Consider the following 23877-nt stretch of genomic DNA (forward strand, 5'->3'; position numbering starts at 1 on the left):
AATATTAAAATTTTTTAATAAAATATGTTTATTTTATTGTTGATATATCAACATTTATAGAGGGAGGTGCATAAATTGAAAGCAAATGAAGTTTTGAAACTACTTCGAATAACAAGACAAACATTAACTAAATATGTAAAAGATGGAATTATTAAAGTGAAAGTTCTTCCTAATGGAAGATATGATTATGATGAAGATAGTGTTTATTCATTATTGCTTGATGGTGTAGAAAGAAAAACATATATATACGCAAGGGTATCCACGCCTAAACAAAAGAAAGATTTAGAAAATCAAATACAGTTGTTGAAACAATTTTGTTTTTCTAAAGGATACAAAATTCATGGGGTGTTTGCTGATGTGGCAAGTGGAATTTCTTTTGAAAAACGAAAAGATTTTTTTAAGATGTTAGATGATATTATTGACAGAAAAGTTGAAAGAGTGGTTATTACATATAAAGATAGATTAAGTCGTGTTGGTTTTGATTTGTTTGAATATTTGTTTAAAAAATTTAATACTGAAATTGTTGTGATGTCTGAAATTGGTAGTGAAAAATTAGATTCTCAAGAAATATTTGAAGAAATAGTAAGTTTATTGCATTGTTATTCGATGAAATTGTATTCATCACGAAAGAAAAAGAAAATTCAAGAGCTTATAGAAAGAGAGGTGAAATAATTGTTTATCACAAGAGTAGAACAACATCAAATCAAACAAACACATTTATTATGGAAGATGTGTGACGACTTATGTTTTAAATCAAAGAATTTATACAATTATGCTAATTATATTGTTAGACAAGAGTTTATAAATAACAATGAATGGATTCGTTACAATTCATTAGATAAAATGTTAAAACACGAAGAAGTTTATAAAGAGTTACCTTCTCAAACATCCCAGCAAATCTTACGGTTGTTAGATAGAAATTGGAAATCATTCTTTCAAGCCATTAAGGATTGGAGTAAGAATAAAGAAAAATATTTAGGCAAACCAAAACTGCCGAAATATAAAAAGAAAAATGGGCGTAATATTGTCATCTTTACAAATCAGCAATGCAAAATTAAAGATGGATATATTAAATTTCCTAAAACCGATTTAAAGTTAAAGACAAAAGTTACAGAAGGTTTACAACAAGTGCGAATTGTACCAAAGGGAAGTATTTACATAATTGAAGTTGTTTATAAAAAAGAAATTCCAGATATAATTCGTGAAAGTAATCGTGTTGTAGGTATTGATTTAGGATTAGATAACTTTGTAACTATGGTAAATAACATCGGTGAAACACCGATGATGATGTATAAAATTTTGTGTAAAGCATTTTACTAGATCAAAAGAAAAAAGGTAGGGTATTCTCTGATTGAACCCAAACATTCCAGAGAAAGGAGAACCCTACCTATGTCTAAAAGTATACCGAATGTCGACTGGGCAAATCAACTGGAAAGTGTCATTCGTCAGTTTGTAAAGGAAAAATTAGAACTGATCATGCGGGAAGAAATCAAGAATTTCCTCGAAATAGAACAGGCCGGAACATCAAATATGAGAAACGGCTACTATCAACGAAATCTAGATACGCAATATGGTCGGATTGAAGGTCTTTTGGTCCCTAGAGACCGAAACGGAGAATTTCAAACCCAATTGTTCGCTCCTTACCAACGGCACACCGGCTGGCTGGAGGAAGCCATCATCAGGATGTATCAAAGTGGCATGAGTACGCGTGAAATTGGCAAGTTTATTGAACGAATTTTAGGCAATGCCTATTCTCCTGCAACGATCAGCCGTATTACCGATGTAGTGAAGGAAGACATCGAGAAATGGCACACTCGTCCACTGCACAAGCGTTATTCCGTCTTATATTTGGATGGTTTATACGTAAAACTTCGTCGCGAAACCGTGGAGAAAGAAGTCATTTATGTGGTGTTAGGAGTGAATGAAGAAGGGTATCGCGAAATTCTGGATTTCTTCGTGGGAGGACAAGAAAGCGCCTATGTATGGCAGGAAATTCTTCAACACCTCTACCAAAGAGGCGTCAAGGAAGTGCTTCTTGGCGTCTTCGATGGCCTTCCGGGGCTGGAGGAAGCCTTTAAGGCGGTGTATCCGAAAGCCGATGTGCAGCGCTGTGTCGTGCACAAAGTCCGCAACACCCTCAGCCGTGTTCGGAAAAAAGACCAATTCGAAGTGGCCGAGGATCTCAAGCTGATTTATCGCGCGCCGAATAAGGAGATGGCGTTACAAATGTTTCAACAGTTTGAGTCGAAATGGTCCAGCAAATATCCAAGAGAAGTTCAATCTTGGGCCAATGAGTTGGATGTCCTCCTTACATTTATGGATTATCCAAGCAGTATTCGAAGTGTGATTTATACGACCAATGCCATCGAACGAACGATCAAGGAAATTCGGAAACGCCTAAAACCGATGAACAGTTTGAATAGTTTAGAAGCCGCTGAAAAAATCGTGTATTTGACCATTCAAGATTTTAATGAGAAATGGGCAGGGCGAAAGTTGCGAGGATTTGCCGAAGCGCATGAAGCTCTTCAACGAATGTTTGAAGAACGTTATTGTTAACCAAATATTGTAAATAAACAAAATAAGGGGATTCTCCCTTTCCACACAAGAGACTGAATATTCAGTCTCTTGTGTGGAGAAAATCAGTCCCCTATCAATTCAAATCCATTTCAGAGAAACCCTACCCCATTTACATTACACAAAATTCTTGACGGTACCAACACCGATTGTTATTAATGGCAAAGGTATCAAATCCATAAATCAATACTACAACAAACAATTATCATATTTTAAAAGCATTTTAAAGAAACAAAATGGACTAGATCGGAGTAAAAGATTAGAAAAATTAACATTAAAACAAAATAATAAGATTAAAGATTTCATGCACAAAGCAAGTAGATATGTTGTAAATTGGTGTGTTAAGCATAATATCGATACGGTTATTATTGGTAAAAATGACAATTGGAAACAAGAAATTAATTTAGGGAAACGATTAAATCAATCATTTGTACAAATTCCTTATGATATGTTTATTCATCAGTTGCAATACAAATGTGAAGAAGTTGGAATCAAGATTGTATTAACAGATGAATCATATACAAGTGGAACATCATTCTTGGATGGAGAAGCTCCAACCAAAGAAAATTATAATAAAAGTAGAAGAATTAAAAGAGGTTTGTTTAGAAGTAATAAAGGAATTTTAATTAATGCAGATGTAAATGGGGCTTATCAGATTATTAAGAAAGTATCTCCAAATGCGTTTGCAAATGGAGTAGAGGGTGTGGGGTTACACCCTGTTAAGCTCAATGTGGCTTAACAAAGAATAATGCTTAATAAAAGATTTTAATATGTTTGAATGAATTAAACATTATTCATAACCTCGAATTGGACATGGTTTCCCATGATGATTGGGAGGAAATGACGAAATACGTGCGGCTGTTTTGCCAAAAAGTGATTGCCGTTACGGCCGAGGCAACGTTTGCCCGAGCGAAACAGGCGATTGAATGGCAGTGTGTCGATTTGCTCGTCAAACCGCTCGAGCCAGCCAAGCTGAAGCAGTGCCTCCAAAAAGCAGTGTCTTCCTTCGTCCGTCAAGAACGCCTTCATCCGCTCCATTCCAACGATGCGGAACGCTATTCGTACCGTTCGCTCTTTTCCGAAGAGGTAGAAGCGGCAGATGTGGCGCTATTGCTCCTGCAAACAGAAAATCCAAATAAATGGCGGGACATTGTTTCCTTTTTAACGCAATATCCGTTTCGTTATCCGACTCGCGTGCTGTCACTGTCGAATATGGTCGTCTGTTTGTTTTCCGGTGTATCGGGCGATATGAAAGAAGAGGCATGGAAACTGCTGCGCGACTGGGAGGCGGAGTGCACGGAGCCTTTGGCGGTCGTCGCGCTGCCGCCTGATGGCGGTCAAACGGTGCGTGCGCAATATCAAACGGCGCGCCGCTTATTGGAAACGACATTTTTTATCGGGTACCGCCAGGTGATTGCCCCCGCTCCTGAATATGAACGATGGAAGGAACTCGACCCGTTTCTAACGCCGGAAGAGCAGCGGAAATGGATTGACATGCTGCACCGGTTTGACAAGCAGGCCATCAAAACGTGGATGCAGCGTGAATTTTTGCATATGCCGACGCCGTTTCCCAACCCGGAAATGGTGCGGACAAGGCTGACGAGCATATTGGCGCAAATCCGCCGCTTTATGAAAACGTATCACCTTGATCGTGGCGAGACGGAACGCGACTATATGCGCATTTTTCATGAGATTTTATACAATCGCGTCTTATACCGCATTGTGCAGGAAATGCTTCTTTTCCTCTATGGGCTTCTCGATCGCGCGAAAGAGGCGGAAGAGCAGGCGCGCGCCGATGTGATTGAAAAAGGGATTCGCTATATTGAAGAATATTTTCGCAATCCCGATTTAACGCTTGAAAAAGTGGCCGCGGCTGTCGGCAGAAGTCCAGCGTATTACAGCCATTTGTTAATGAAAAAATACGGTATCTCATTTCGTAAGCTGCTGACGCAAACGAGAATAAAGGAAGCAAAGCGCCTGCTTGCCCAAACGGAGCTGTCCATTAAAGAAATTGCCTATCAAACCGGCTTTCGCACCTCGCACTATTTTACACGCGTGTTTAAAGAAGAGACAAAGAGGACGCCAACCGAATACCGCGATGAACAGCGCAAAGAACCGCAATGATCGAGCGGTTCTTTTTTATAAATCTAAAAAAATAAAAAAAATCTAAAGAAAATGATGCAAGATGGCCATTTCATTTCACCATTGGGGAAGAAATTCAAAAGTTTGTATACGATTTCAAAAATGGGGTGCATATATCAGAAACCGCTTTCATTTTATAATTCTTGATAAATAAAAAGAATAATGATTAAGTCGGACCATCGAGACGGCGAAAAACGTCTCTTATTCGACATTCATCCTAACGGCAAGCTGACAAGTTTTATTGGTTAAAAACAAAGGAAAATGGAGGGGATCACGATGGTAACGAAACACCGGCCAGTGCAAGCATACACCGGTTCTACTTTGCATGCGAAAGGCTGGATTCAAGAGGCCGCGTTACAAATGCTGAACAACAACTTACATCCAGAGGTGGCCGAGCGCCCGGAAGATTTGGTTGTCTACGGCGGCATCGGCAAAGCGGCGCGCAATTGGGAGTGCTACGGGGCGATTGTCGAAACGCTATTAAACTTAGAAAACGATGAAACGCTGCTCATTCAGTCGGGAAAGCCAGTCGCGGTATTTAAAACGCACACGGATGCGCCAAGGGTGTTAATCGCCAACTCGAATCTTGTGCCTGCTTGGGCAACGTGGGATCATTTCCACGAACTTGATAAAAAAGGATTAATCATGTATGGCCAAATGACGGCAGGAAGCTGGATTTACATTGGCAGCCAAGGCATCGTGCAAGGCACGTACGAAACGTTTGCCGAGGTGGCGCGTCAGCACTATGGCGGCACGCTAAAAGGAACAATTACGGTGACGGCAGGTCTTGGCGGCATGGGGGGAGCACAGCCGCTCGCCGTCACGTTAAACGGCGGCGTCTGCATTGCCGTCGAAGTGGACCCAGCCCGCATCCAGCGCCGCATTGACACGAAATATTTAGACACGATGACCGATCGTCTCGATGTGGCGATCCAGATGGCGAAAAGGGCGAAGGAAGAAGGAAAAGCGCTATCGATCGGCCTGCTTGGCAACGCGGCAGAAGTGCTACCGAAAATGATCGAAATCGGCTTTATTCCGGACGTGTTGACAGACCAGACGTCCGCCCACGATCCGCTTAACGGCTACATTCCGGCGGGCATGACGCTCGAGGAAGCGGCTGAGCTGCGCCAGCGCGATCCGAAGCAGTATATCCGCCGCGCCAAACAATCGATCGCCGAACATGTCAAAGCGATGCTCGCCATGCAGAAACAAGGCTCAGTGACATTCGATTACGGCAACAATATCCGCCAAGTCGCGAAAGATGAAGGAGTGGAAGAGGCGTTTAATTTTCCAGGTTTTGTTCCCGCCTACATCCGTCCGCTCTTTTGCGAAGGGAAAGGGCCGTTCCGCTGGGTGGCCCTGTCAGGGGATCCGGAAGACATCTACAAAACCGATGAAGTCATTTTGCGCGAATTCAGCGACAACCAGCATTTGTGCAACTGGATCCGCATGGCGCGGGAAAAAATCCAGTTTCAAGGGCTGCCGGCGCGCATCTGCTGGCTCGGCTACGGCGAACGGGCGAAATTTGGCAAAATCATTAACGACATGGTGGCGAAAGGCGAGCTGAAAGCGCCGATCGTCATCGGCCGCGATCATTTGGATTCCGGTTCTGTCGCCTCGCCAAACCGCGAAACGGAAGGAATGAAAGACGGCAGTGACGCGATCGCCGACTGGCCGATTTTAAACGCGCTTCTTAACGCGGTTGGCGGTGCAAGCTGGGTATCGGTGCACCATGGCGGCGGCGTCGGCATGGGCTATTCGATTCATGCGGGAATGGTCATTGTCGCCGATGGCACGAAAGAAGCGGAAAAACGGCTCGAGCGCGTCTTGACGACCGACCCGGGCCTTGGCGTTGTCCGCCACGCTGATGCTGGCTATGAACTCGCCATCCAAACAGCGAAAGAAAAAGGCATCCATATGCCGATGCTGAAATAAACGAAAGGAGGAAGGCGCATGCGCCCACTGTTTATCCGCAACGCCAGCCAGCTCGTGACGCTGGCCGGCAGCTCCACGGCCCCGCTTGTGAAGGAGAAAATGAACGAACTTCATATCATTGAAAATGGCAGCGTCTGGGTAGAAGATGGAAAAATTGCCGCTGTTGGAACGGACGAGGAGCTTTCGCAGCAATTTCAAGAGCGAATCGCGGAAGCGGAGATCGTCGATGCGACAGGGAAAACGGTGACACCGGGGCTTGTCGATCCGCACACGCATTTCGTATATGCGGGAAGTCGCGAAAGCGAATTCGCGATGCGTCTTAGCGGGGCGACATACATGGAAATAATGAACGCCGGCGGCGGTATTCACGCGACGACAAAAGCAACTCGGGAAGCATCGAAAGAAACATTGTATGAAGAAAGCAAGCGGCGGCTCGATCAGTTTTTGCTTCACGGCGTCACGACCGTGGAGGCGAAAAGCGGCTATGGCTTGAGTCTTGAGCACGAAGTCAAACAGCTGACGGTGGCGAAACAGCTCGATGAAAACCATCCCGTCGATGTCGTGTCCACGTTTATGGGAGCGCATGCCGTACCCGCCGAGTGGAAAGACAATCCTGACGGCTTTGTCCGCGTCATCGTTGAAGAGATGATTCCGAAAGTAAGCGAGCTCGGGCTTGCCGAATTTAATGATGTCTTTTGCGAACGCGGCGTGTTCACTCCAGAACAGGCAAGAATCATTTTAGAGGCAGGAAAAGCGTACGGGCTGATGCCGAAAATTCATGCCGATGAAATCGAGCCATACGGCGGCGCGGAGCTGGCCGCGGAAGTCGGGGCGGTTTCCGCCGACCATCTCCTACGCGCTTCGGACGAAGGCATTCGCCGCATGGCGGAAAAAGGAGTGATTGCGGTGCTGCTACCGGGCACGGCGTTTTTCCTGATGACCAAGGCCGCCAATGCCCGCAAGATCATCGACGCCGGCGCAGCGGTCGCGCTTTCCACCGACTGCAATCCCGGCTCCTCTCCAACCGTATCGCTCCCGCTGATCATGAACCTCGGCTGCCTGCAGATGGGCATGACCCCTGCCGAAGCGCTGGCGGCCGTCACGATCAACGCCGCGCACGCGATCAACCGCGGCCATGAAATTGGAAGCATTGAAGTCGGAAAAAAAGCCGATTTGGTCCTTTTCGACGTCCCGAATTATATGCAGCTCATCTACCATTACGGCATGAACCATACCGATACGGTCGTGAAAAACGGCCGGGTGGTGGTGAAAAGCGGGAGGCTTTGTTACTAGGCGTTGGCAACCAAAAGCACGCGCTTCTAGCGCGTGCTTTTTAACCATAAAAGACTGAATTTTTAAACAAATGAAAACAAGGTGGTGGGGAAAATGAAAGTAAATACAAGCAAACAGCCTTCGCTTCCGGTACAAACTTCCACTGGTCAGGCTTGGAAGTTTTTCATTTACAGCGCGATTGGCATTTTCATGTTTTTCGTTCCCGTCCAAATTGGGGAGACGTCCTCGATTATGCTTGACCATATCGTCTCATGGATACGTATGCAGTTTCCGGCGCTTGTACCGTATTACGCGCTCATCGTGATTGCTTTAGGCGCTGTATATCCGTTTTACACTAAAACGTGGAACAAAGATGTGGTTGCGATCGTTTTTTCCTTGTTAAAAGTATTAGGACTGATGGTAGCGATAATGTTAATGTTTAAAATCGGTCCATCTTGGCTGTTCAAACCGGACATGGGACCGTTTTTGTACGATAAACTCGTCATCTCCGTTGGTCTGTTAGTGCCGATCGGTTCCATTTTCCTCGCCCTTTTAGTCGGATACGGGCTTTTGGAATTTGTCGGAGTTTTGATGCAACCAGTGGCCGATTTGGAAAACGCCAGGACGCTCGGCGATTGATGCCGTTGCATCGTTTGTCGGAAGTTACTCACTTGGCCTGCTCATTACGAACAAAGTATTTAAAGAAGGAAAATACACGATTAAAGAAGCGGCCATAATTGCCACCGGCTTTTCGACCGTATCGGTGACGTTCATGGTCGTTGTGGCGAAAACGCTGGGGTTGATGAACATATGGAATACGTATTTTTGGGTGACGTTTTTTGTAACTTTTGTGGTTACGGCTATTACCGTCCGGTTATGGCCGCTAAGCAAAATGAGCGATGACTATTATGATGGCAAAGGTGACCCTGAGGAAAAAGTTACGGGAAATTACTTGAAAGAAGCATGGTCAGAAGCGATGAAAGCGGTGCAGCATTCGAAAGGGCTTTGGACGAATGTGTGGGAAAACTTCAGAGATGGTTTTATCATGACGATGAGCATTTTGCCGTCGATCATGTCGGTCGGACTGATTGGGCTGCTGCTTGCTGAATATACGCCGCTGTTTGATTGGCTCGGCTATCTTTTCTATCCATTTACCCTTCTATTGCAAATTCCGGAGCCATTGCTTGCTGCCAAAGCATCAGCGATCGAGATTGCGGAAATGTTTTTGCCAGCCTTGCTTGTAACGGAAGCACCTCTCGTCACTAAATTCATCATCGCGGTCGTTTCGATTTCCGCCATTTTGTTCTTTTCCGCTGTTATTCCTTGTATTTTGGCAACGGAAATCCCGATCAGTATTCCAAAGCTATTAGTCATTTGGGCCGAGCGGACGATTTTGACGCTTATAATCGCTACGCCGATCGCGTATTTGCTGCTGTGAAGATAAAAAAGAGCCTGTCCATTCATCTCGGGCAGGCTCTTTTCGTTTTATTTTCGCTCATTGCATTTCCCGCTGCTGTTTCAACAAATCGCGGATTTCCATCAACAGCTCCTCTTCCTTCGTTAAAGTCGGCGCCGTATCTTTGATCTCTTCTTCCTTTTTATTGTGCCAGTACAGCTTATTCAACACTTTGACAAAAACGAAGATTGAAAAGGAGATAATGAAAAAATCAACGACGGTTTGGATAAACATGCCATATTTCACCACGGCCTTGCCAAATTTCCACGACAGTCCGCTAAAATCAACACCGCCCAGCAACAAGCCAACAAGCGGCATAAGAATGTCATTGACAAGGGAGGAAACGATTTTGCCAAACGCTCCGCCGATAATGACCCCGACAGCCAAGTCCACGACATTTCCACGCATGGCAAATTCTTTAAATTCTTTCCACATAAAATCACCCTGTATTTGAATTTCACGTACAAAGAAATATAACATATCAGTTTGATCAGATTCTAGTCATTTTGATTTATTGGAATAAAATAACAAATTAATTTGTATAGCATTATTGACCGTTGAAACTTACAAACAAAAGCCCTAGAAAATCCATCAAATTTATTGTATTATTAATTTATCAAAGTAAAGGGGGAAGATAAGTTGGATATTGTTGTGAAAAAACAAACGAATATACAAGTAAAACAAGAAACGAACACCCCGAAAAATCCGACTTCGTTTATTATCGCTGTAGCGTTAGTCGCATTAATCGGTGGTGCTTTGTTTTTATATAGTCGCGTTTCTTGGCAACAAGCGCTTTTATATGTGTTAGGAGCTTTTGGAGGTTTCGTGTTATATCAAGCTCGTTTTGGCTTTACGACCGCTTGGCGCAAATTCATTTTGTATCGTGAAGGTGAAGGCATTCGCGCACAAATGATTATGATGTTAGTAGCAAGCATTTTCTTCATGCCGCTATTGTTGAAAGGGTCGATATTTGGTCATCCGGTTGCGGGAAACGTTCATGATGTCGGCATTTCTGTCATTGTCGGCGCGTTTATTTTCGGAATCGGCATGCAGCTTGGCGACGGATGTGCTTCAGGGACGCTTTACCATATTGGCGGAGGGGACGTAAACGGAATCGTCACATTAATCGGATTTATTGCCGGTTCTGTTATTGCGACGACTCATTTTGATTTTTGGATGAATACACCGCATTTTGCGCCAATTTCACTCATTCATCAACTTGGCGCTGTCGGAGGCTTTCTCCTTCAACTTGTGCTATTGGCGTTCGTTTATTACGTCGTGACCGTTATCGAAAAACGTCGTCACGGAAAGCTGATTTCAGCGAAAATCGAAAACAAAAACGGCTGGAAAGCAATTTATAAAGGACCATGGTCGCTTCTTGTCGGCGCGCTTTTACTCGCCGTTATGAATGCTCTTGTATTAATGATCAACGGCAAACCGTGGGGCATTACCTCCGCGTTCGCTCTTTGGGGAGCGAAATTCGTGCAATTGTTTGGCGTCGATCCAACCGAGTGGGCATATTGGCAGGATCCAGCGAAATTAAAGGCGCTAAAAAGCCCGTTATATCAAGACACAACAACAGTAATGGATATTAGCTTGATGTTCGGCGCGCTATTAGCCGCGGCCTTTGCGGGACGATACGCAAAACCGATTCAATGGAAGCGCCCATCGCGCATGACGATCGGCGCCCTTATCGGCGGATTGATGATGGGTTACGGCACTCGTCTTGCGTTCGGCTGCAACATCGGCGCTTACTTCAGCGGCATCGCCTCTTTCAGCGTCCACGGCTGGATTTGGTTTGTCTTCGCCTTTCTCGGCAGCATCATCGGCGTCAAACTGCGTCCGTATTGTGCGTATAAAAACTGAAAAAGGACGGAAAAGAGAAAGCGCGAGGGCGCTTTCTCTTTTTTAAAATCAGTTTTTACGGTTTTCGATCTGTTTTCTAGATGAACGAAGAAAAATTACGTATTGCATGATTTGCAGTTAGAAAACGTATAGGGAGAGCATTGACGATCTTCTTGTGCTGTTTATTATCGAAAAAACTGGCTTCCTCCTCGGTAGTGTGCAAGGAGGAAGCCGGTTTCTTTTTGCCGATATCCCGTGGATGAGATTTTTTGCAGATTTTCTCTACTATGCATTAACTAACGGTACTAATATTGACTCCATTATTCCTAGCGAGTCAACATTTTGTACAGCTTGCTGTTGTTTATGCAGCGCATCGCACCTTGTTTAAATATATATAGGAAATAGGAAAGGAGCAGGAGACAACCTATAATAATACTCGAAATATGGTATAATTTTCAATAAAACCTTTCTTGTAATTAGGTTGTAAGTATGGATCGTTCCTAATTATAAGTGTTTTTTATTAGACAATGATTTTTCTGGATTACCTACTTGATAAATGGAAGTTTGATTAGGAAGTGATCGAATGTTGAAAGAAGTTCATTATAAAAATTGGAAAAGTTTTTCTAATGCAACATTATACATTGATCCGTTAACGGTTTTAATTGGAACGAACGCAAGCGGAAAATCGAACGCGTTAGACGGTATTGCTTTTTTGAGCCGAGTGGTACAAGGAAAAGAGCTACAGACGATTTTATCGGGAGATTCTGCTCTTCTTTTAGAAGCGAACATTCAAGCGATACGCGGTGGTGTTGAATGGGCTGCTAAGCATCCACATTCTTCTTTTATATTAGAAGTGGTTATCGAAGGCGATGAAGAAACAGACTATCATTATAGCATTGAAGTGAGTACAAAATCCGATGTGGAGCTTGTTTCAGAGTCATTAGTGAAAATAGATAGAAAAATGAACAAACGGACAAAATTATTCACTGCTACAGCAGAGGAAGACAGAGCCCGACGGTTGCTGCTTCAGTTTATAATGGAAGACGCCCAAAAAAGAAACCGTTCAAACGTTCTGTATCGGTTATTAGCCAATTAAAAAACCAAGAAACACATCCTGAAGTGGATGAAGCTATACAACTTGTTGTGCATACATTGGAAAATGTTTTTATATTAGATCCCGCTCCTGCTTTGATGCGTGATTATAAACCGTTTTCCAACCGCCTTGCGAGCAATGCCTCTAATGTAGCAGGAGTGCTGGCGGCATTGCCGAAAGAAGAAAAGAAACAAATGGAAAAATTGCTTTCAAAATACGTCTCCCGCCTTCCGGAAGGAGATGTCCAGCGAGTTTGGGCGGAGCCGGTCGGCCGTTTTAAAACAGATGCGATGCTGTACTGTGAAGAGCAATGGCCGGGAAGCGACAAAAAGTTGATTGTCGATGCGCGCGGCATGTCGGATGGCACGCTACGTTTTATCGGAATTTTGACGGCATTATTGACCCGTCCGAAAGGAAGTCTTATTGTGATCGAAGAAATTGATAATGGCCTACACCCTTCCCGTGCGGGAATTTTAATTGATATGTTAAATGAAATTGGCACCGATCGACAAATTGATATTTTGATGACAACACATAATCCGGCGTTACTGGATGAGTTGGGACCGGAAATGATTCCGTTTATTATTGTTGCTCATCGTTCGATGGAGGACGGGGCAAGTGAATTGACACCATTAGAAGATATTCAATCGTTGCCGAAGCTTCTTGCAGGCGGATCGATCGGCAAGCTAGTGGCAGAAGGGGAAATCGAAGAAACGCTGTCTCGTCAAGGAAGTGAGGAGCGGTGAAGCGAAAAATCCTTGTCATTGATACGTTGATTTTATGTTGCTGGTTGCAAGTTCCCGGCAAAGAAACATGCGGCGCGCAAGGGAACATTTGGGACTACAGGCGTGTAAACGAGCTTTTGACGGAAGAAGAGAAACGTGGGGCAACGTTTGTCCTTCCGCTAGCAACGATCATTGAAACAGGCAACCATATCGCCCAAGCAGCAAAAGAACGATATGAATGCGCGAAAAGGCTCGTTCACATTATACAAAAAGCGTTAGATAAAGAGTCCCCTTGGGCGCAATTTTCCGAGCAAGCGGAGTTATGGACAGACGATGAATTGCATAAACTCATTTCCGAATGGCCAAAGCAAGCGTCTGAGCGTTTATCGATTGGGGATGCAACGATTAAAACAGTCGCTGAATACTACGCAAGAGTGAATGGATGGGAAGTCGAAATTCTTACCGGCGACGAAGGGCTAAAAGCATATGAACCAGCAAAACCAACAAGAGTGCCAAGGAGACGAAGATCATAAAAAGAAAAATCCTGTTTTCCTCTATCGATTCCTTCCGTTGTCATTTCGCCTAAATAAAATATGAACATTTTCACAAATCACCCTCAGTGCAAGCCTGCGTTCACAAATAGACTTTATTATTAAGGCAGATACATATTGATGGACAACGAGGGAGGGAAAAGCAAATTTTTTTGTTATTCGATTATTAAACAGAAAAGGGAAGCGATTACGTCCACCATCCCATGCATGTTGTTGTGCTGCAGAGGTGGTGTTTTTTATGGATGTATCCAATAGGCTTTTTGCATCACTCTTTTTTAAGAATTATTAGACGTTTCGTCGTTATTTTTGTAAAATATAAGGTAAAAATTACTAGTTTATCATAATAGCAGAAACAGCTTTTAAAGGAGCATTCCAAATGGCGATGCGCGATCTTTATAGTTTCAGATTAATTTTCCGACATAATTACCTGTCCGATGCGTGGGAGCACTTTTTCTGGAAATTGAGCGAGATGCTCCAAGAACGAAACAATCGATTCCCGTAACTCTTTTCGATTGGCATGAAACCGATTGGCAATCACGCTCTCTTTCAGCCATCCCCAAATCCGTTCGACCAAATTTAAATTCGGTGATACGGCGGCAAGAACACAAGAGTTAACTGTTCTTCATTCTCACATAAAAAAGGCTGCAGAATGTTCGCATGATGAATCTTAGCGTTATCCAAGACCATCACGGCATGTTTGTCCGGATACTGGCCCAAGGTGTATTGGAGAAATTGCAGAAAAGCCTGTGCATTGCATGGATTGGTTTCCATACAGTGAAATTCCCCCGTTTCGATAGTCACACCACCTAATAAGCGAACGGTCGCGTGATGTCCATACGCAGGGATTTGTTTTTGACGCCCTTTAACACTCCATGTGGCCCGTAGAGTTTGGTAATCCCGAATATGGCTTTCATCTTCATAGATGATGACCATGTTGTCGGACAAGTTTTTTTATGAGTTCCATCTCCTGTTGAAACTCTTTTTGTTTTTGTGGATTGGCCCGTTTGAGGGTATACGCAGGGCGTGTATAGCGAAATCCCCATCGATGAAGCATATCATACCGCCACGGGACATGGTGACAGAAAATTTCTCTTCTAACACCTGTTGAATAATCCGGGTATTCCAGCCCGTTTCAATGCCGTATCCTTCATCGGCAGGAGTGCTTTCTTCCAGCATCTTTCTTCATTCGCGTTCTTCGTCCGGAGACAGATACGGCTTTCTGCCCGGGGCGTATCGATGTTCTAATAACGCCTCCATCCCACCTTGATTAAACTTTTGCACGTAAATCGAAACGGTCTCACGGTGGAGATTCAAGAGCTCAGCGGCTTGGATCCCCAAATAGCCTTGCATAATCAGACGAATGACTGCAATTCGTTTTGCTATGTTTGCTTTTTTCATGGCTCTTTCCTGTTCCTGAAGACGTTCGATCGTCCAACCGCGATCGTTCGTAATTTGTAATCCTTTTTTCTTCATTGATTAATCCGCTCCTTTTTTACTCGTTTAGGAGCAGTATAGACAAGGAGAGGTATTAGTTAAACATGTCGGAAATTCAAGCTGAATTTATATAGAAGCGGAAAAAAATCAAGAAGAGCCGTATTTTGTCTTGCTCGATGAAATGAATCTGGCGAGAGTAGAGCATTATTTCAGCGATGTCCTCAGCGTGATGGAAAGCCGGCGTTGGGAAAACGGGAAAATCGTTTCTTCTAAATTGCTTTCGAAAGAAATGGCGGGACGGGATATTTATCTGCCTGCCAATGTCTATATTATTGGTACCGTCAATATGGATGAAACGACTCATCCTTTCAGCAAAAAAGTATTGGACCGCGCCAATACGATTGAATTCAATCGTGTTCAGCTTGACTATCTTGATTTTTTAAAAGAGTTAAAGCAAGTGGAACCGATGAAGCTGAATCAAGAAGCATTTGCCGTTAAATATCTGCATTTAAAAGACGTGTATCAACGATATCCGCATGTTGTCGAAAGAGCAACGAGCGAGCTGGTGGAAATCAATACCTATTTACAACCTTTAGGAGCGCACATCGGTTATCGCGTCCGAGATGAAATTTGCTTTTATCTCGCTTACAACGAAGAAGGAAAGCTGATGGAATTTGAAAACGCGTTTGATCATTGCCTCTTGCAGAAAATTTTGCCGCGCGTCTCTGGAAGCGATGCGAGAGTGCAGCGCGCCCTGGAACAACTATTTACGTTCTGCACTGGCATTGAATTGAATGGGGAATACGATGCTTTGCTTGATTTTACATACGCGAAATATCCGAAAAGCGCGGATAAAATTTTACACATGTTAAGGAGGTTAGCGGACGATGGCTTTACCTCCTTCTGGGTTGGTTCGTGAGGATGTAGAGCTGGTCCATATTGAAACGAAACATTTAACACTCGTAATCAAAGGAAAGCCTTATCACGGGCAATATAAAGGACTCCAGCAATACCATAAACTCGACTTTCACGAATCGATGGAGTTTTTTGTCAAAGGAGAAGACATTTTCGAAGTAAAGATATTTGATATTGATCAACAAAGACTTGTGGAGTGGTCTGCCGGCCACCGCCCGATCTTTTTTGAAAACGGCATTTATCAAATCATCGTTTTTCCGAAAAACGATAGCGAATTAACGTTTTATCATGAACACCCATCGTTAAGAAGAGCGGTCGACCGAGTCAACATCGGCAGTCAATACGTACTAATGGGAAACCTCCATTTTCAAAATGAAGTGGGATTATCGACATTTGAAATCCGAACGGGGGATAAAGTCCTGTTAGAAGTGACGATCGAAATTTTTCCGACCAAATTAAATTATAAAGAAGACTATCAAAAGCTTCTTCAAGAAGTGAGCGATGAAATTTATAATCTCGCGTTTCATTTTATTAAGAAAACGTATCAGCGGGCGAAAGCAAAATTAGACGGTACTCCTTCTAGAAGCGAATTTTTCCGGCTGATGGAGGCGCATTTTCACGACTTTCTTCAAGCCATTCGCCAAATCGAGCGGCAGCCGCATCATCAGCTCGCGACCACCCATGTAAAAGCGCGGGGAGACCAGCTCGGCCGCTTGGATGCAAAAGGAAGAAACTATTTGCGGAAAAGGCCGCAATTATTTTGCGAAGTCCATAACGGAATAAGAATTCAACACCGTTCACTGATGCCGATCTTCGGATTAAAAGCAAAAAAAGAACTGACGTATGATACGCTGGAAAACCGTTTTGTCAAATGGATGATGGTACGCTTAATCGATAAATTGCGTGATTTATTCGAAAAGGTGCAGTCAAAAAACAAACGATACGAAGTGGAAGCCGACCCGGATTTGCTTGCGAAAATCATGAATATGATATGCGCGCTCGAAGCGAAAACAAACAATGCGTTTTGGCGAACGATCGGGAAACTGGACCGCTCGATCATGAGCCTTGTCTTGCAAATGGCGCCGGGATATCGTGATGCGTATCAAATTTTTTTAATCGTCACACGAGGCCTTGCGCTGCAAGGGAAGCTGTATCAAATGTCCGTCAAAGACGTGGCGACATTGTACGAGTATTGGACGTTTCTGAAGCTCGGACAACTGTTGGGCAAAAAGTATAAACTTGTCAGCCAGGATATTATTCAAGTGAATCGCAGCGGACTATTCGTCAATCTAGAAAAAACCGCTCCGCAAAGCGGGTATACGAACATCCGCACACGGGCGAAAAAATTATTTTGACGTATCAAAAATACGAAGGAAGGCTGCCGACCATTCCGCAAATTCCGGATACGATGCTGTCGATCGAAAAGAAAGGGAAAGATTATACGTTCAATTACATTTTCGACGCGAAATATCGCATCGATTTTGCAGTCGAAGGAAGCAGTTACCAGAAGCGTTATCAGATTCCGGGGCCGATGGAAGAAGATATCAATACGATGCATCGTTACCGCGATTCGCTCGTTGTCCGCCACAACGGTCCTTATGAAAGAACCGCCTTTGGCGCTTATGTGTTATTTCCTTGGTACGATGAGGATAGCTATCAAGAGCACAAGCTATACAAAAGCATTAATGAAGTCAATATCGGCGGACTGCCGTTTTTGCCAAACGCGACCCGGTTAGTCGAACAATTGATCGAACGGCTGATCGAAAAAAGCCCGGAGGAATTGCAAAAAGAAGGAATTTTGCCGCAAGGGATTATGGAGGAATGGCGGTCTTCGTTCGATGAAAAAGTGCTTGTCGGGATGGTCCCTAGCGCGCAAAACTATCACGCTCATCTGAAGCACCGGTTTTATCACATTCCGGTCAAACGTCTGAAAAAAGGATGGCAGGAAGCGAAATACATCGCTCTTTATCCAAAACAAGGAGCGGCACCGGTCAATGGAGTTACTTGCTTTGGAAAGATCACCGATGTAAAGTTTGTAAAACGATACGAAATCAACGAACTGCCAAAAAACAGTTCAGAGGAGTACGTGAGATTCGAGATCGAAAGCTGGCATTTTTTAAAGGACATTATCCGACCGGTCGGCTATGGAATATCGGTCTATACGATGACGACTTTAAACACATTAAAAGAAGCGAAAGAACTTCCTGAATTGTTCATGAAATCAAAAGAAGAAATCGCCTTATGGAGAATGCTGCGGAGACTGTCCGACCGCATCCGCTTTGACCTGGATGACCGATACTTGGATAAAGCATCTAAAATTAAAGCGTATCGAATCAAAGATATTGTCATCCAACTAGAAGACCAACAACTTGCCATCACAAGAGGAACCGAACGCAAAACACTTCCGGTAGAGGCTTTGCTTAAACAGCCATCGATGGTGTTTAAGGAGATGGTGAGACTGATGGATAGCGATAAAACTTAAAGAAAATAGCACCAACGGAGGGAATAATCATGAAACACTTGCAGCAAAAAATCATTGAATTTCGCGATGCGCGCAATTGGAAACAGTTTCACACCCCAAAAGACTTAGCGATTTCATTATGCCTGGAAGCAGGGGAGTTGCTGGAAAATTTTCAATGGAAAAGCAGCGAAGAGGCTATAAAAACGAACTTGGAAAATATAAAAGATGAAATTGCCGATGTAGTCATTTATGCACTCCTGCTTTCACATGAATTAGGGATTGACCTAGAAAAAGCAGTTCTTGATAAAATAAAGAAAAATGAACAAAAGTATCCGATTGAGAAATCGTTTGGGTCGAAAAAGAAATATACTGAATTATAAAATTGAAATAGTATTGGTTGATTTGGTAGATGCATGTTCGCTGTTCCGATTGGAAATCATGATCGTGTCCACCCCTTGGTAGTTGGTTTTGGTCACTGTATATGACTTCCAAGGTGGGTGGATTTTTTATGTGCCTTTATGTATTTGTTATGTGTTTTGCAACACGTTCTTAGTTATAAAGTTAGTGTCGACACGCCTTTTTACTCAATGGTATTATGTTTATAGAATGAAATTTCGGACCAAGGGAATGGTTTTAAATGGTAAATAATCTAGAATATAGGTCGACAATTAAGTCAAAACCTTATTTGTTTTTAGAAACAAAAAAGGTTGCAAGTCTTATTTTACAAGGGCTTAATGAATATGAAATCAAAGAAAAAGCTTTAAAGGAAAATATCTTTCAGGTGAATACAGAAAGCCGGAAAAGAGAAATTGCCGCAACAGTGATTAAACGAATAAAAGTGTTAGATGAATATTTACTGCAAAAACTAGCAAACGGTCCAATCGAAACAGCAAAGTTAATCGTGTTATATGCGATTATGAAAACGGACCGTTTATTTTTTGAGTTTATGAGTGAAGTTTATCGAGAAAAACTCATCTTAAGAGAAACGCATATTACAGATAAAGATTTCAGTTTATTCTTCCAAAGTAAGAGGGAGCAAAGCGAAACAGTTGCTTCTTGGAACGAATATACGTTTTATAAGCTTAAACAAGTGTATATTCGAGTTCTGTATGAAGCTGGGTTGCTTAAAAATAAGAAAGGCGACCGTGAAATTATAAAACCGGTGGTTGAACCGGATTTCGCGAAACATTTTCAAGAAAATGGTGATAAAATATATTTAGATATATTGTTGGGAGTGAAATAATAGAATGAAAACGAAAACCATCTATGAGCGGCTTGACCAAATTATCCCTAAAATTACGGACCCATCGTTTCGGCAAAACAAAGGGTTAGGTAACGAAATTGGGTTTTATATATTTGATTATGAACCAAAATATGAAATGTTGGTGCGTGAGCATATTGCCTTTATAAAGCAAAAATTGAATACAGAAAGCTCTGATTTTTACATTAGAGAGTTTGATTTGTATGAAGTGATGCTTGAAATATTAGATAGCAAGGGATACTTACAGAAAAATTTTGAGCTTGAACAGAAAAGAGGAAGCGACTTTATTTTAAAAGCGACAAAAAAAGCATTGAGGCTTACGTTAAATAACGATCTTGTAGTTCAGTATATTGCAGAAAGGGTTCAGCCGAACGATATTGTTTTTTTAACCGGGGTCGGAAAAGTGTATCCTATTATTCGCTCCCATACGATTTTAAACAACTTACATAAAGTACTTGATTACGTGCCAGTTGTGATGTTCTTTCCAGGCTCCTATGATGGTTTGGAATTAGTTCTTTTCGATGAAATTAAAGACGATAATTATTATCGTGCTTTCCAATTAATTGATAAGTACGCATAGAAAATGGGGGATGTTGAATGATTATTCGTGACATGTTTCAAAAACCGATTGATCGCGATATCAAAGGAGTTATTAAAGTTGGACAAGATGACGAATCCAATGTGTATCAAGAACTAGATGAATATGTTGTAACAAATGAAATACTGGAGCATTTAGGAGACTTTTTTGAGGCTTATAAAAAAAGTATCGTTGGTCATACCGATAAAATGGGTGTTTGGATTTCGGGGTTTTTCGGTTCTGGTAAGTCACATTTTTTAAAAATTCTTTCTTATTTACTTGAGAATAGACAAGTAAAAGGAAAAAAAGCGATTTCGTTTTTTGAGAATAAAATTAGCGATCCAATGGTTTTAGCTGACATGAAGCAAGCAGGGGATATTACGGCGGACGTTATTCTCTTTAATATTGATTCAAAGAGCGAAGCCGACTCCAAACAGCAAAAGGATGCGATCGTAAAAGTATTTAATAAAGTATTTAATGAAATGCAAGGATTTTGTGGCTCAATCCCTTGGGTAGCTGATTTGGAGCGTCGTTTAGTCAAAGATGGATGCTATGAAGCATTTAAAGCAGAATTTGAAAAAATTTCAGGAAACAAATGGGAAGATGCTCGAGAAGATTTCTATTACGAAGAAGACGCGATTGTAGAAGCGTTAACGAGAACAACAAAAATGAGCGAAGAAGCGGCTCGGAATTGGTATAACAATGTAGAAGAAACCTACTCATTAAGCGTTGAAAAATTTGCCCAGCGAGTAAGAGAGTATATCGAAAGCAAGGGACCAAATCATCATGTTGTATTCCTTGTAGATGAAATGGGGCAATACATTGGCGACAACTCTCAGCTTATGTTAAATTTACAAACTGTTGTAGAAGACTTAGGTGTTCAATGTGGAGGAAAATGCTGGGTAATTGTCACGAGCCAGCAAGACATTGATTCAGTTACTAATGTTAGAGGAAACGACTTCTCAAAAATTCAAGGTCGTTTTGACACTCGTCTAAGTTTGTCGAGCGCCAATGTAGATGAAGTTATTAAAAAGCGTATTTTGCAAAAAACTGACGACGCTAAAAAAATGTTAAAACAGCTTTATCCAAAAAAGTATTCGTTTATTAAAAACTTGATTACCTTTAAAGATACACCAGAAATGAAAACATATACAGATGAAGAAGAATTTGCGGACGTGTATCCTTTTATTCCGTACCAATTCAATCTTCTTCAAAAAGTGTTTACAGGTATCCGAATTCATGGAGCGTCTGGTAAACATTTAGCGGAAGGAGAACGTTCGCTCTTAAGCGCTTTCCAAGAATCAGCGATTAAATATGCAAATGAAGAGGTTGGAGTATTGGTACCGTTTTCTGCTTTTTATGAAACCATAGAGGCATTTTTAGATGCAAGCATCCGCTCTGTTATCATTCAAGCAAAACAAAATTCTCGTTTAACGGACTTCGATGTAGAAGTTTTAAAGTTATTATTCTTAATTAAGTATGTCAAAGAAATGCCTGGAAAATTGGAAAATATCGCAACATTATTGGTGAATCATATTGATGTTGACAAGTTGGAGTTGTTGAAAAAAGTTGAGGAATCACTTCATCGGTTAATCAAAGAAACGCTCATTCAGAAAAATGGCGATGAATATGTATTCCTCACGAATGACGAGCAAGATGTAAATAAGGAAATCAAAAACATTCATATTGATTCAGGTGAGGTTATACAAAAGATTGGGGAAATAATCTTTGAAGAGATTTACCCAGATAAAAAATATAAATACTCTTCTCGTTATAATTTCGGATTTAATGCGATTATTGATGATCGTACGATTCGTCCACAGATCCACCAAATTGGATTGAAAATTATTACACCTTACTATGATAGTACAGTTGAGTTAAACCAAGCAGAATTAAAAATGATGTCAATGCGTGAAAACAATGTTATTGTGAAACTTCCAAATGATACAACATTTTTAGAAGAGATGGAAGAAATTTTGAAAATCCAGTCATATTTGCGAATTAATAGTGGTATTGCCGTTTCACAAGTAATTGAAGATATTAAAGCAAGAAAATCACGAGAAGTAACGGAACGAAAAGAACGGGTTAAAACATTATTAATTGAAGCATTGAAGAACGCAGAAATTTATGTTAACTCACAGCTTCTTGAAATTAAAGAAAAAAATCCTGTTGATCGAATTAATGATGGTTTTAGGGTACTTATTGAGTCTTTGTATAATAAGTTGAATTATGTGAAAGAGTTTGTCGATTCACCAAAAGAGCTATACGACCTTCTAAAAGAAGATACAGTACAGCTATCATTGACTGATGAAGAAGAAAACAAGTTAGCAATTGACGAAGTGAGAAATTATATTAAACGAAATACACAGCGAAATCTTCCAATGACAGTTAAAGGCATTACGACATATTTTACGAATCAACCATATGGCTGGACGGAACTTGATATTGTAGCAATCATAATTAAGTTATTTAAAGCTAAAGAGATTAAATTACAGTTAAATAGCGATTATTTAACGACGGCTGACCGCGATTTAGTTAATTATTTAACCAAACGTGATTATGTGGACAGAGTGGTTGTCAAACAACGTGAAAAACCACCGGAAAAACATGTAGCGAATGTGAAAAAGTTATGCCGTGATTTATTTGGTTACACAGCCGTTCCAAGTGATGAGGACGGTTTAATGAATCGCTTTAAAGACTTGCTAAAAGATGAGATTGCACGCATTAATGCATTACTTGTTCACTATGAAAAAACGGAATATCCAGGAAAAGATATTCTAATCGAAGGCAAAAAGTTCATAGAACAACTTCTAGAAATTAAAGATACAATGGCATTTTTTGAGAAAGCATATGAGTTGAAAGATGATTTACTCGATTACGAAAAATATTCGGCAGAGGTAAAAGACTTTTTCAAAAATCAAAAAGACATTTTTGACAATGCTCTTCATAAATTGGAAATCTATGAGAAAAATAAAACATACGTGATTGATACGGAAGTTAACGATACAATCGAAAAAATTAGAAAGATTGTCAAAAGTAAAAGTCCGTATTCACTAATTCATAGATTGCCTGAACTTATTGATTCATTTGTTGATAGATTTACAGAATTACTAGAAGCAGAATGTCAACCAATTATTAATGTCGTAAAAAGTGATTATCAAAAAGTCATTGATGAACTCAACAAGTATGATTTCAAGGATGAGCTATTTAGTAAATTTAAAGCGCGTTTTGACGACTTGTTAACTCGGCTAGAGCAGGTCAATAACTTCTATGAAGCGATTGCTATGAAGGAAGAAAGTGATCGCTTAAAAATGCGTTGTTTCAATGAAATTAGCGCAGAACAAGAAAAACGGAAACCGAAAGCAATCGTGAATCCACCGTTTTCTGAGTTAACGGGTGGAGAGCAAGTCATTAGTGGTGGTAGTCCAGTAACTTATAAAACAAAACGTACCGTTAATATCAGCATTGCGAATCTTTTACGAGGGGCAAAAACAATTGAATCACAAGAAGATATTGAACAATTATTAAATGAAATTCGCGCCAAACTTGAAAGTGAACTGAAGGAAGACACGATCATCAAGCTTGTTTAGTGAAAACAAAGGGAGGCGAACGCCCTCCCTTATCACTAATCATATG

20 protein-coding genes and 3 pseudogenes are annotated in these 23877 nt (G+C 41.6%); 18 read left to right on the top strand and 5 right to left on the bottom strand.

Going from position 1 to position 23877, the window contains the following annotated elements; genetic code table 11:
- The first annotated feature begins 75 nt into the window (after window positions 1-75).
- The 8 genes and pseudogenes from DER53_RS10965 (at window position 76) to DER53_RS11000 (ending at window position 9361) form a co-directional block, all read left to right on the top strand.
- Window positions 76-672 (top strand): IS607 family transposase, encoded by a 597-nt coding sequence (locus DER53_RS10965; protein ID WP_062753241.1) that lies wholly within the window; start codon window positions 76-78, stop codon window positions 670-672.
- Entirely contained in the window at window positions 673-1320 is a 648-nt protein-coding gene (locus DER53_RS10970) for an RNA-guided endonuclease InsQ/TnpB family protein (RefSeq protein ID WP_121910044.1), read from the top strand.
- A 69-nt stretch (window positions 1321-1389) separates the two neighbouring features.
- On the top strand, window positions 1390-2556 hold the full coding sequence (locus DER53_RS10975) for an IS256 family transposase (protein ID WP_062756519.1): 1167 nt from the start codon (window positions 1390-1392) through the stop codon (window positions 2554-2556).
- Between the two features lie 73 nt (window positions 2557-2629).
- Entirely contained in the window at window positions 2630-3313 is a 684-nt protein-coding gene (locus DER53_RS10980; RefSeq protein WP_167317824.1) for an RNA-guided endonuclease InsQ/TnpB family protein, read from the top strand.
- 62 nt (window positions 3314-3375) lie between these two features.
- Window positions 3376-4698 (top strand): annotated as a pseudogene (locus DER53_RS10985) (helix-turn-helix domain-containing protein); the annotation flags it as partial.
- A gap of 294 nt (window positions 4699-4992) precedes the next feature.
- Entirely contained in the window at window positions 4993-6651 is a 1659-nt protein-coding gene (gene hutU / locus DER53_RS10990) for a urocanate hydratase (protein ID WP_062756355.1), read from the top strand.
- Window positions 6652-6669: 18 nt separating this feature from the next.
- Window positions 6670-7944: an imidazolonepropionase gene (gene hutI / locus DER53_RS10995; protein WP_062756357.1), complete on the top strand. Its 1275-nt coding sequence runs from the start codon at window positions 6670-6672 to the stop codon at window positions 7942-7944.
- A 93-nt stretch (window positions 7945-8037) separates the two neighbouring features.
- Window positions 8038-9361, top strand: a pseudogene (locus DER53_RS11000) (YjiH family protein).
- Window positions 9362-9418: 57 nt separating this feature from the next.
- Here DER53_RS11000 and mscL read toward each other — a convergent pair.
- On the bottom strand, window positions 9419-9814 hold the full coding sequence (gene mscL / locus DER53_RS11005; RefSeq protein ID WP_062756359.1) for a large conductance mechanosensitive channel protein MscL: 396 nt from the start codon (window positions 9812-9814) through the stop codon (window positions 9419-9421).
- 204 nt (window positions 9815-10018) lie between these two features.
- Here mscL and DER53_RS11010 point away from each other — a divergent pair, with 204 nt between their 5' ends.
- The 4 genes from DER53_RS11010 to DER53_RS11025 all read left to right on the top strand — a co-directional run bounded on the left by DER53_RS11010 (window position 10019) and on the right by DER53_RS11025 (window position 13575).
- Entirely contained in the window at window positions 10019-11245 is a 1227-nt protein-coding gene (locus DER53_RS11010) for a YeeE/YedE family protein (protein ID WP_062756361.1), read from the top strand.
- 562 nt (window positions 11246-11807) lie between these two features.
- Window positions 11808-12320, top strand: coding sequence for an AAA family ATPase (locus tag DER53_RS11015; RefSeq protein ID WP_062756363.1), 513 nt, complete (start codon window positions 11808-11810; stop codon window positions 12318-12320).
- A gap of 23 nt (window positions 12321-12343) precedes the next feature.
- Entirely contained in the window at window positions 12344-13063 is a 720-nt protein-coding gene (locus DER53_RS11020) for an AAA family ATPase (RefSeq protein ID WP_062756365.1), read from the top strand.
- Window positions 13060-13575 (top strand): hypothetical protein, encoded by a 516-nt coding sequence (locus DER53_RS11025; RefSeq protein WP_062756366.1) that lies wholly within the window; start codon window positions 13060-13062, stop codon window positions 13573-13575. The genes DER53_RS11020 and DER53_RS11025 overlap by 4 nt, the downstream gene beginning before the upstream one ends.
- Before the next feature lie 424 nt (window positions 13576-13999).
- Here the strand turns inward: DER53_RS11025 and DER53_RS11030 are convergent, their stop codons facing one another.
- The 4 genes from DER53_RS11030 to DER53_RS17335 all read right to left on the bottom strand — a co-directional run bounded on the left by DER53_RS11030 (window position 14000) and on the right by DER53_RS17335 (window position 15066).
- Window positions 14000-14167, bottom strand: coding sequence for an integrase (locus DER53_RS11030; protein WP_089097370.1), 168 nt, complete (start codon window positions 14165-14167; stop codon window positions 14000-14002).
- A 2-nt stretch (window positions 14168-14169) separates the two neighbouring features.
- Entirely contained in the window at window positions 14170-14526 is a 357-nt protein-coding gene (locus tag DER53_RS11035) for a transposase (protein ID WP_121910045.1), read from the bottom strand.
- Entirely contained in the window at window positions 14510-14647 is a 138-nt protein-coding gene (locus DER53_RS17330) for a winged helix-turn-helix domain-containing protein (protein WP_244319551.1), read from the bottom strand. The genes DER53_RS11035 and DER53_RS17330 overlap by 17 nt, the downstream gene beginning before the upstream one ends.
- A gap of 128 nt (window positions 14648-14775) precedes the next feature.
- Window positions 14776-15066 carry a helix-turn-helix domain-containing protein gene (locus DER53_RS17335; RefSeq protein WP_244319553.1) on the bottom strand — a complete coding sequence of 97 codons (291 nt, stop codon included), beginning with the start codon at window positions 15064-15066 and terminating at the stop codon, window positions 14776-14778.
- Window positions 15067-15196: 130 nt separating this feature from the next.
- On the opposite strand from DER53_RS17335, the gene DER53_RS11045 reads away from it, so the two are divergent.
- The 6 genes and pseudogenes from DER53_RS11045 to brxC all read left to right on the top strand — a co-directional run bounded on the left by DER53_RS11045 (window position 15197) and on the right by brxC (window position 23831).
- Window positions 15197-15946: a hypothetical protein gene (locus DER53_RS11045; protein ID WP_244319555.1), complete on the top strand. Its 750-nt coding sequence runs from the start codon at window positions 15197-15199 to the stop codon at window positions 15944-15946.
- Window positions 15915-18424: pseudogene (locus DER53_RS11050) on the top strand (DUF2357 domain-containing protein). The gene DER53_RS11045 and the pseudogene DER53_RS11050 overlap by 32 nt, the downstream one beginning before the upstream one ends.
- A 29-nt stretch (window positions 18425-18453) precedes the next feature.
- A complete protein-coding gene (locus DER53_RS11055; RefSeq protein ID WP_062756368.1) occupies window positions 18454-18783 on the top strand; it encodes a nucleotide pyrophosphohydrolase in 330 nt (109 codons plus the stop codon).
- Between the two features lie 257 nt (window positions 18784-19040).
- The gene (locus DER53_RS11060) at window positions 19041-19646 is read left to right on the top strand and encodes a DUF1819 family protein (RefSeq protein ID WP_062756370.1); all 606 of its coding nucleotides are present in this window, start codon (window positions 19041-19043) and stop codon (window positions 19644-19646) included.
- Window positions 19647-19650: 4 nt separating this feature from the next.
- Complete coding sequence (gene brxB, locus DER53_RS11065) at window positions 19651-20244, top strand: BREX-1 system protein BrxB (protein ID WP_062756372.1); 594 nt, start codon at window positions 19651-19653, stop codon at window positions 20242-20244.
- A gap of 17 nt (window positions 20245-20261) precedes the next feature.
- Window positions 20262-23831, top strand: a complete 3570-nt coding sequence (gene brxC, locus DER53_RS11070) for a BREX system P-loop protein BrxC (protein WP_062756374.1) — start codon at window positions 20262-20264, stop codon at window positions 23829-23831.
- The last annotated feature ends 46 nt before the right edge of the window (window positions 23832-23877 follow it).

Source organism: Parageobacillus toebii NBRC 107807, assembly GCF_003688615.2.
GTDB classification, from domain to species: domain Bacteria; phylum Bacillota; class Bacilli; order Bacillales; family Anoxybacillaceae; genus Parageobacillus_B; species Parageobacillus_B toebii.

Bases quoted from the DNA above. Each gene is read 5' to 3' on its own strand.
- DER53_RS10975 (WP_062756519.1), top strand. From the start codon at position 1,390: ATGTCTAAAAGTATACCGAATGTCGACTGGGCAAATCAACTGGAAAGT.
- hutU (WP_062756355.1), top strand. From the start codon at position 4,993: ATGGTAACGAAACACCGGCCAGTGCAAGCATACACCGGTTCTACTTTG.
- hutI (WP_062756357.1), top strand. From the start codon at position 6,670: ATGCGCCCACTGTTTATCCGCAACGCCAGCCAGCTCGTGACGCTGGCC.
- mscL (WP_062756359.1), bottom strand. From the start codon at position 9,814: ATGTGGAAAGAATTTAAAGAATTTGCCATGCGTGGAAATGTCGTGGAC.
- DER53_RS11015 (WP_062756363.1), top strand. From the start codon at position 11,808: ATGTTGAAAGAAGTTCATTATAAAAATTGGAAAAGTTTTTCTAATGCA.
- DER53_RS11035 (WP_121910045.1), bottom strand. From the start codon at position 14,526: ATGGTCATCATCTATGAAGATGAAAGCCATATTCGGGATTACCAAACT.
- DER53_RS17330 (WP_244319551.1), bottom strand. From the start codon at position 14,647: ATGCTTCATCGATGGGGATTTCGCTATACACGCCCTGCGTATACCCTC.
- DER53_RS17335 (WP_244319553.1), bottom strand. From the start codon at position 15,066: ATGAAGAAAAAAGGATTACAAATTACGAACGATCGCGGTTGGACGATC.
- DER53_RS11055 (WP_062756368.1), top strand. From the start codon at position 18,454: ATGAAACACTTGCAGCAAAAAATCATTGAATTTCGCGATGCGCGCAAT.
- DER53_RS11060 (WP_062756370.1), top strand. From the start codon at position 19,041: ATGGTAAATAATCTAGAATATAGGTCGACAATTAAGTCAAAACCTTAT.
- brxB (WP_062756372.1), top strand. From the start codon at position 19,651: ATGAAAACGAAAACCATCTATGAGCGGCTTGACCAAATTATCCCTAAA.
- brxC (WP_062756374.1), top strand. From the start codon at position 20,262: ATGATTATTCGTGACATGTTTCAAAAACCGATTGATCGCGATATCAAA.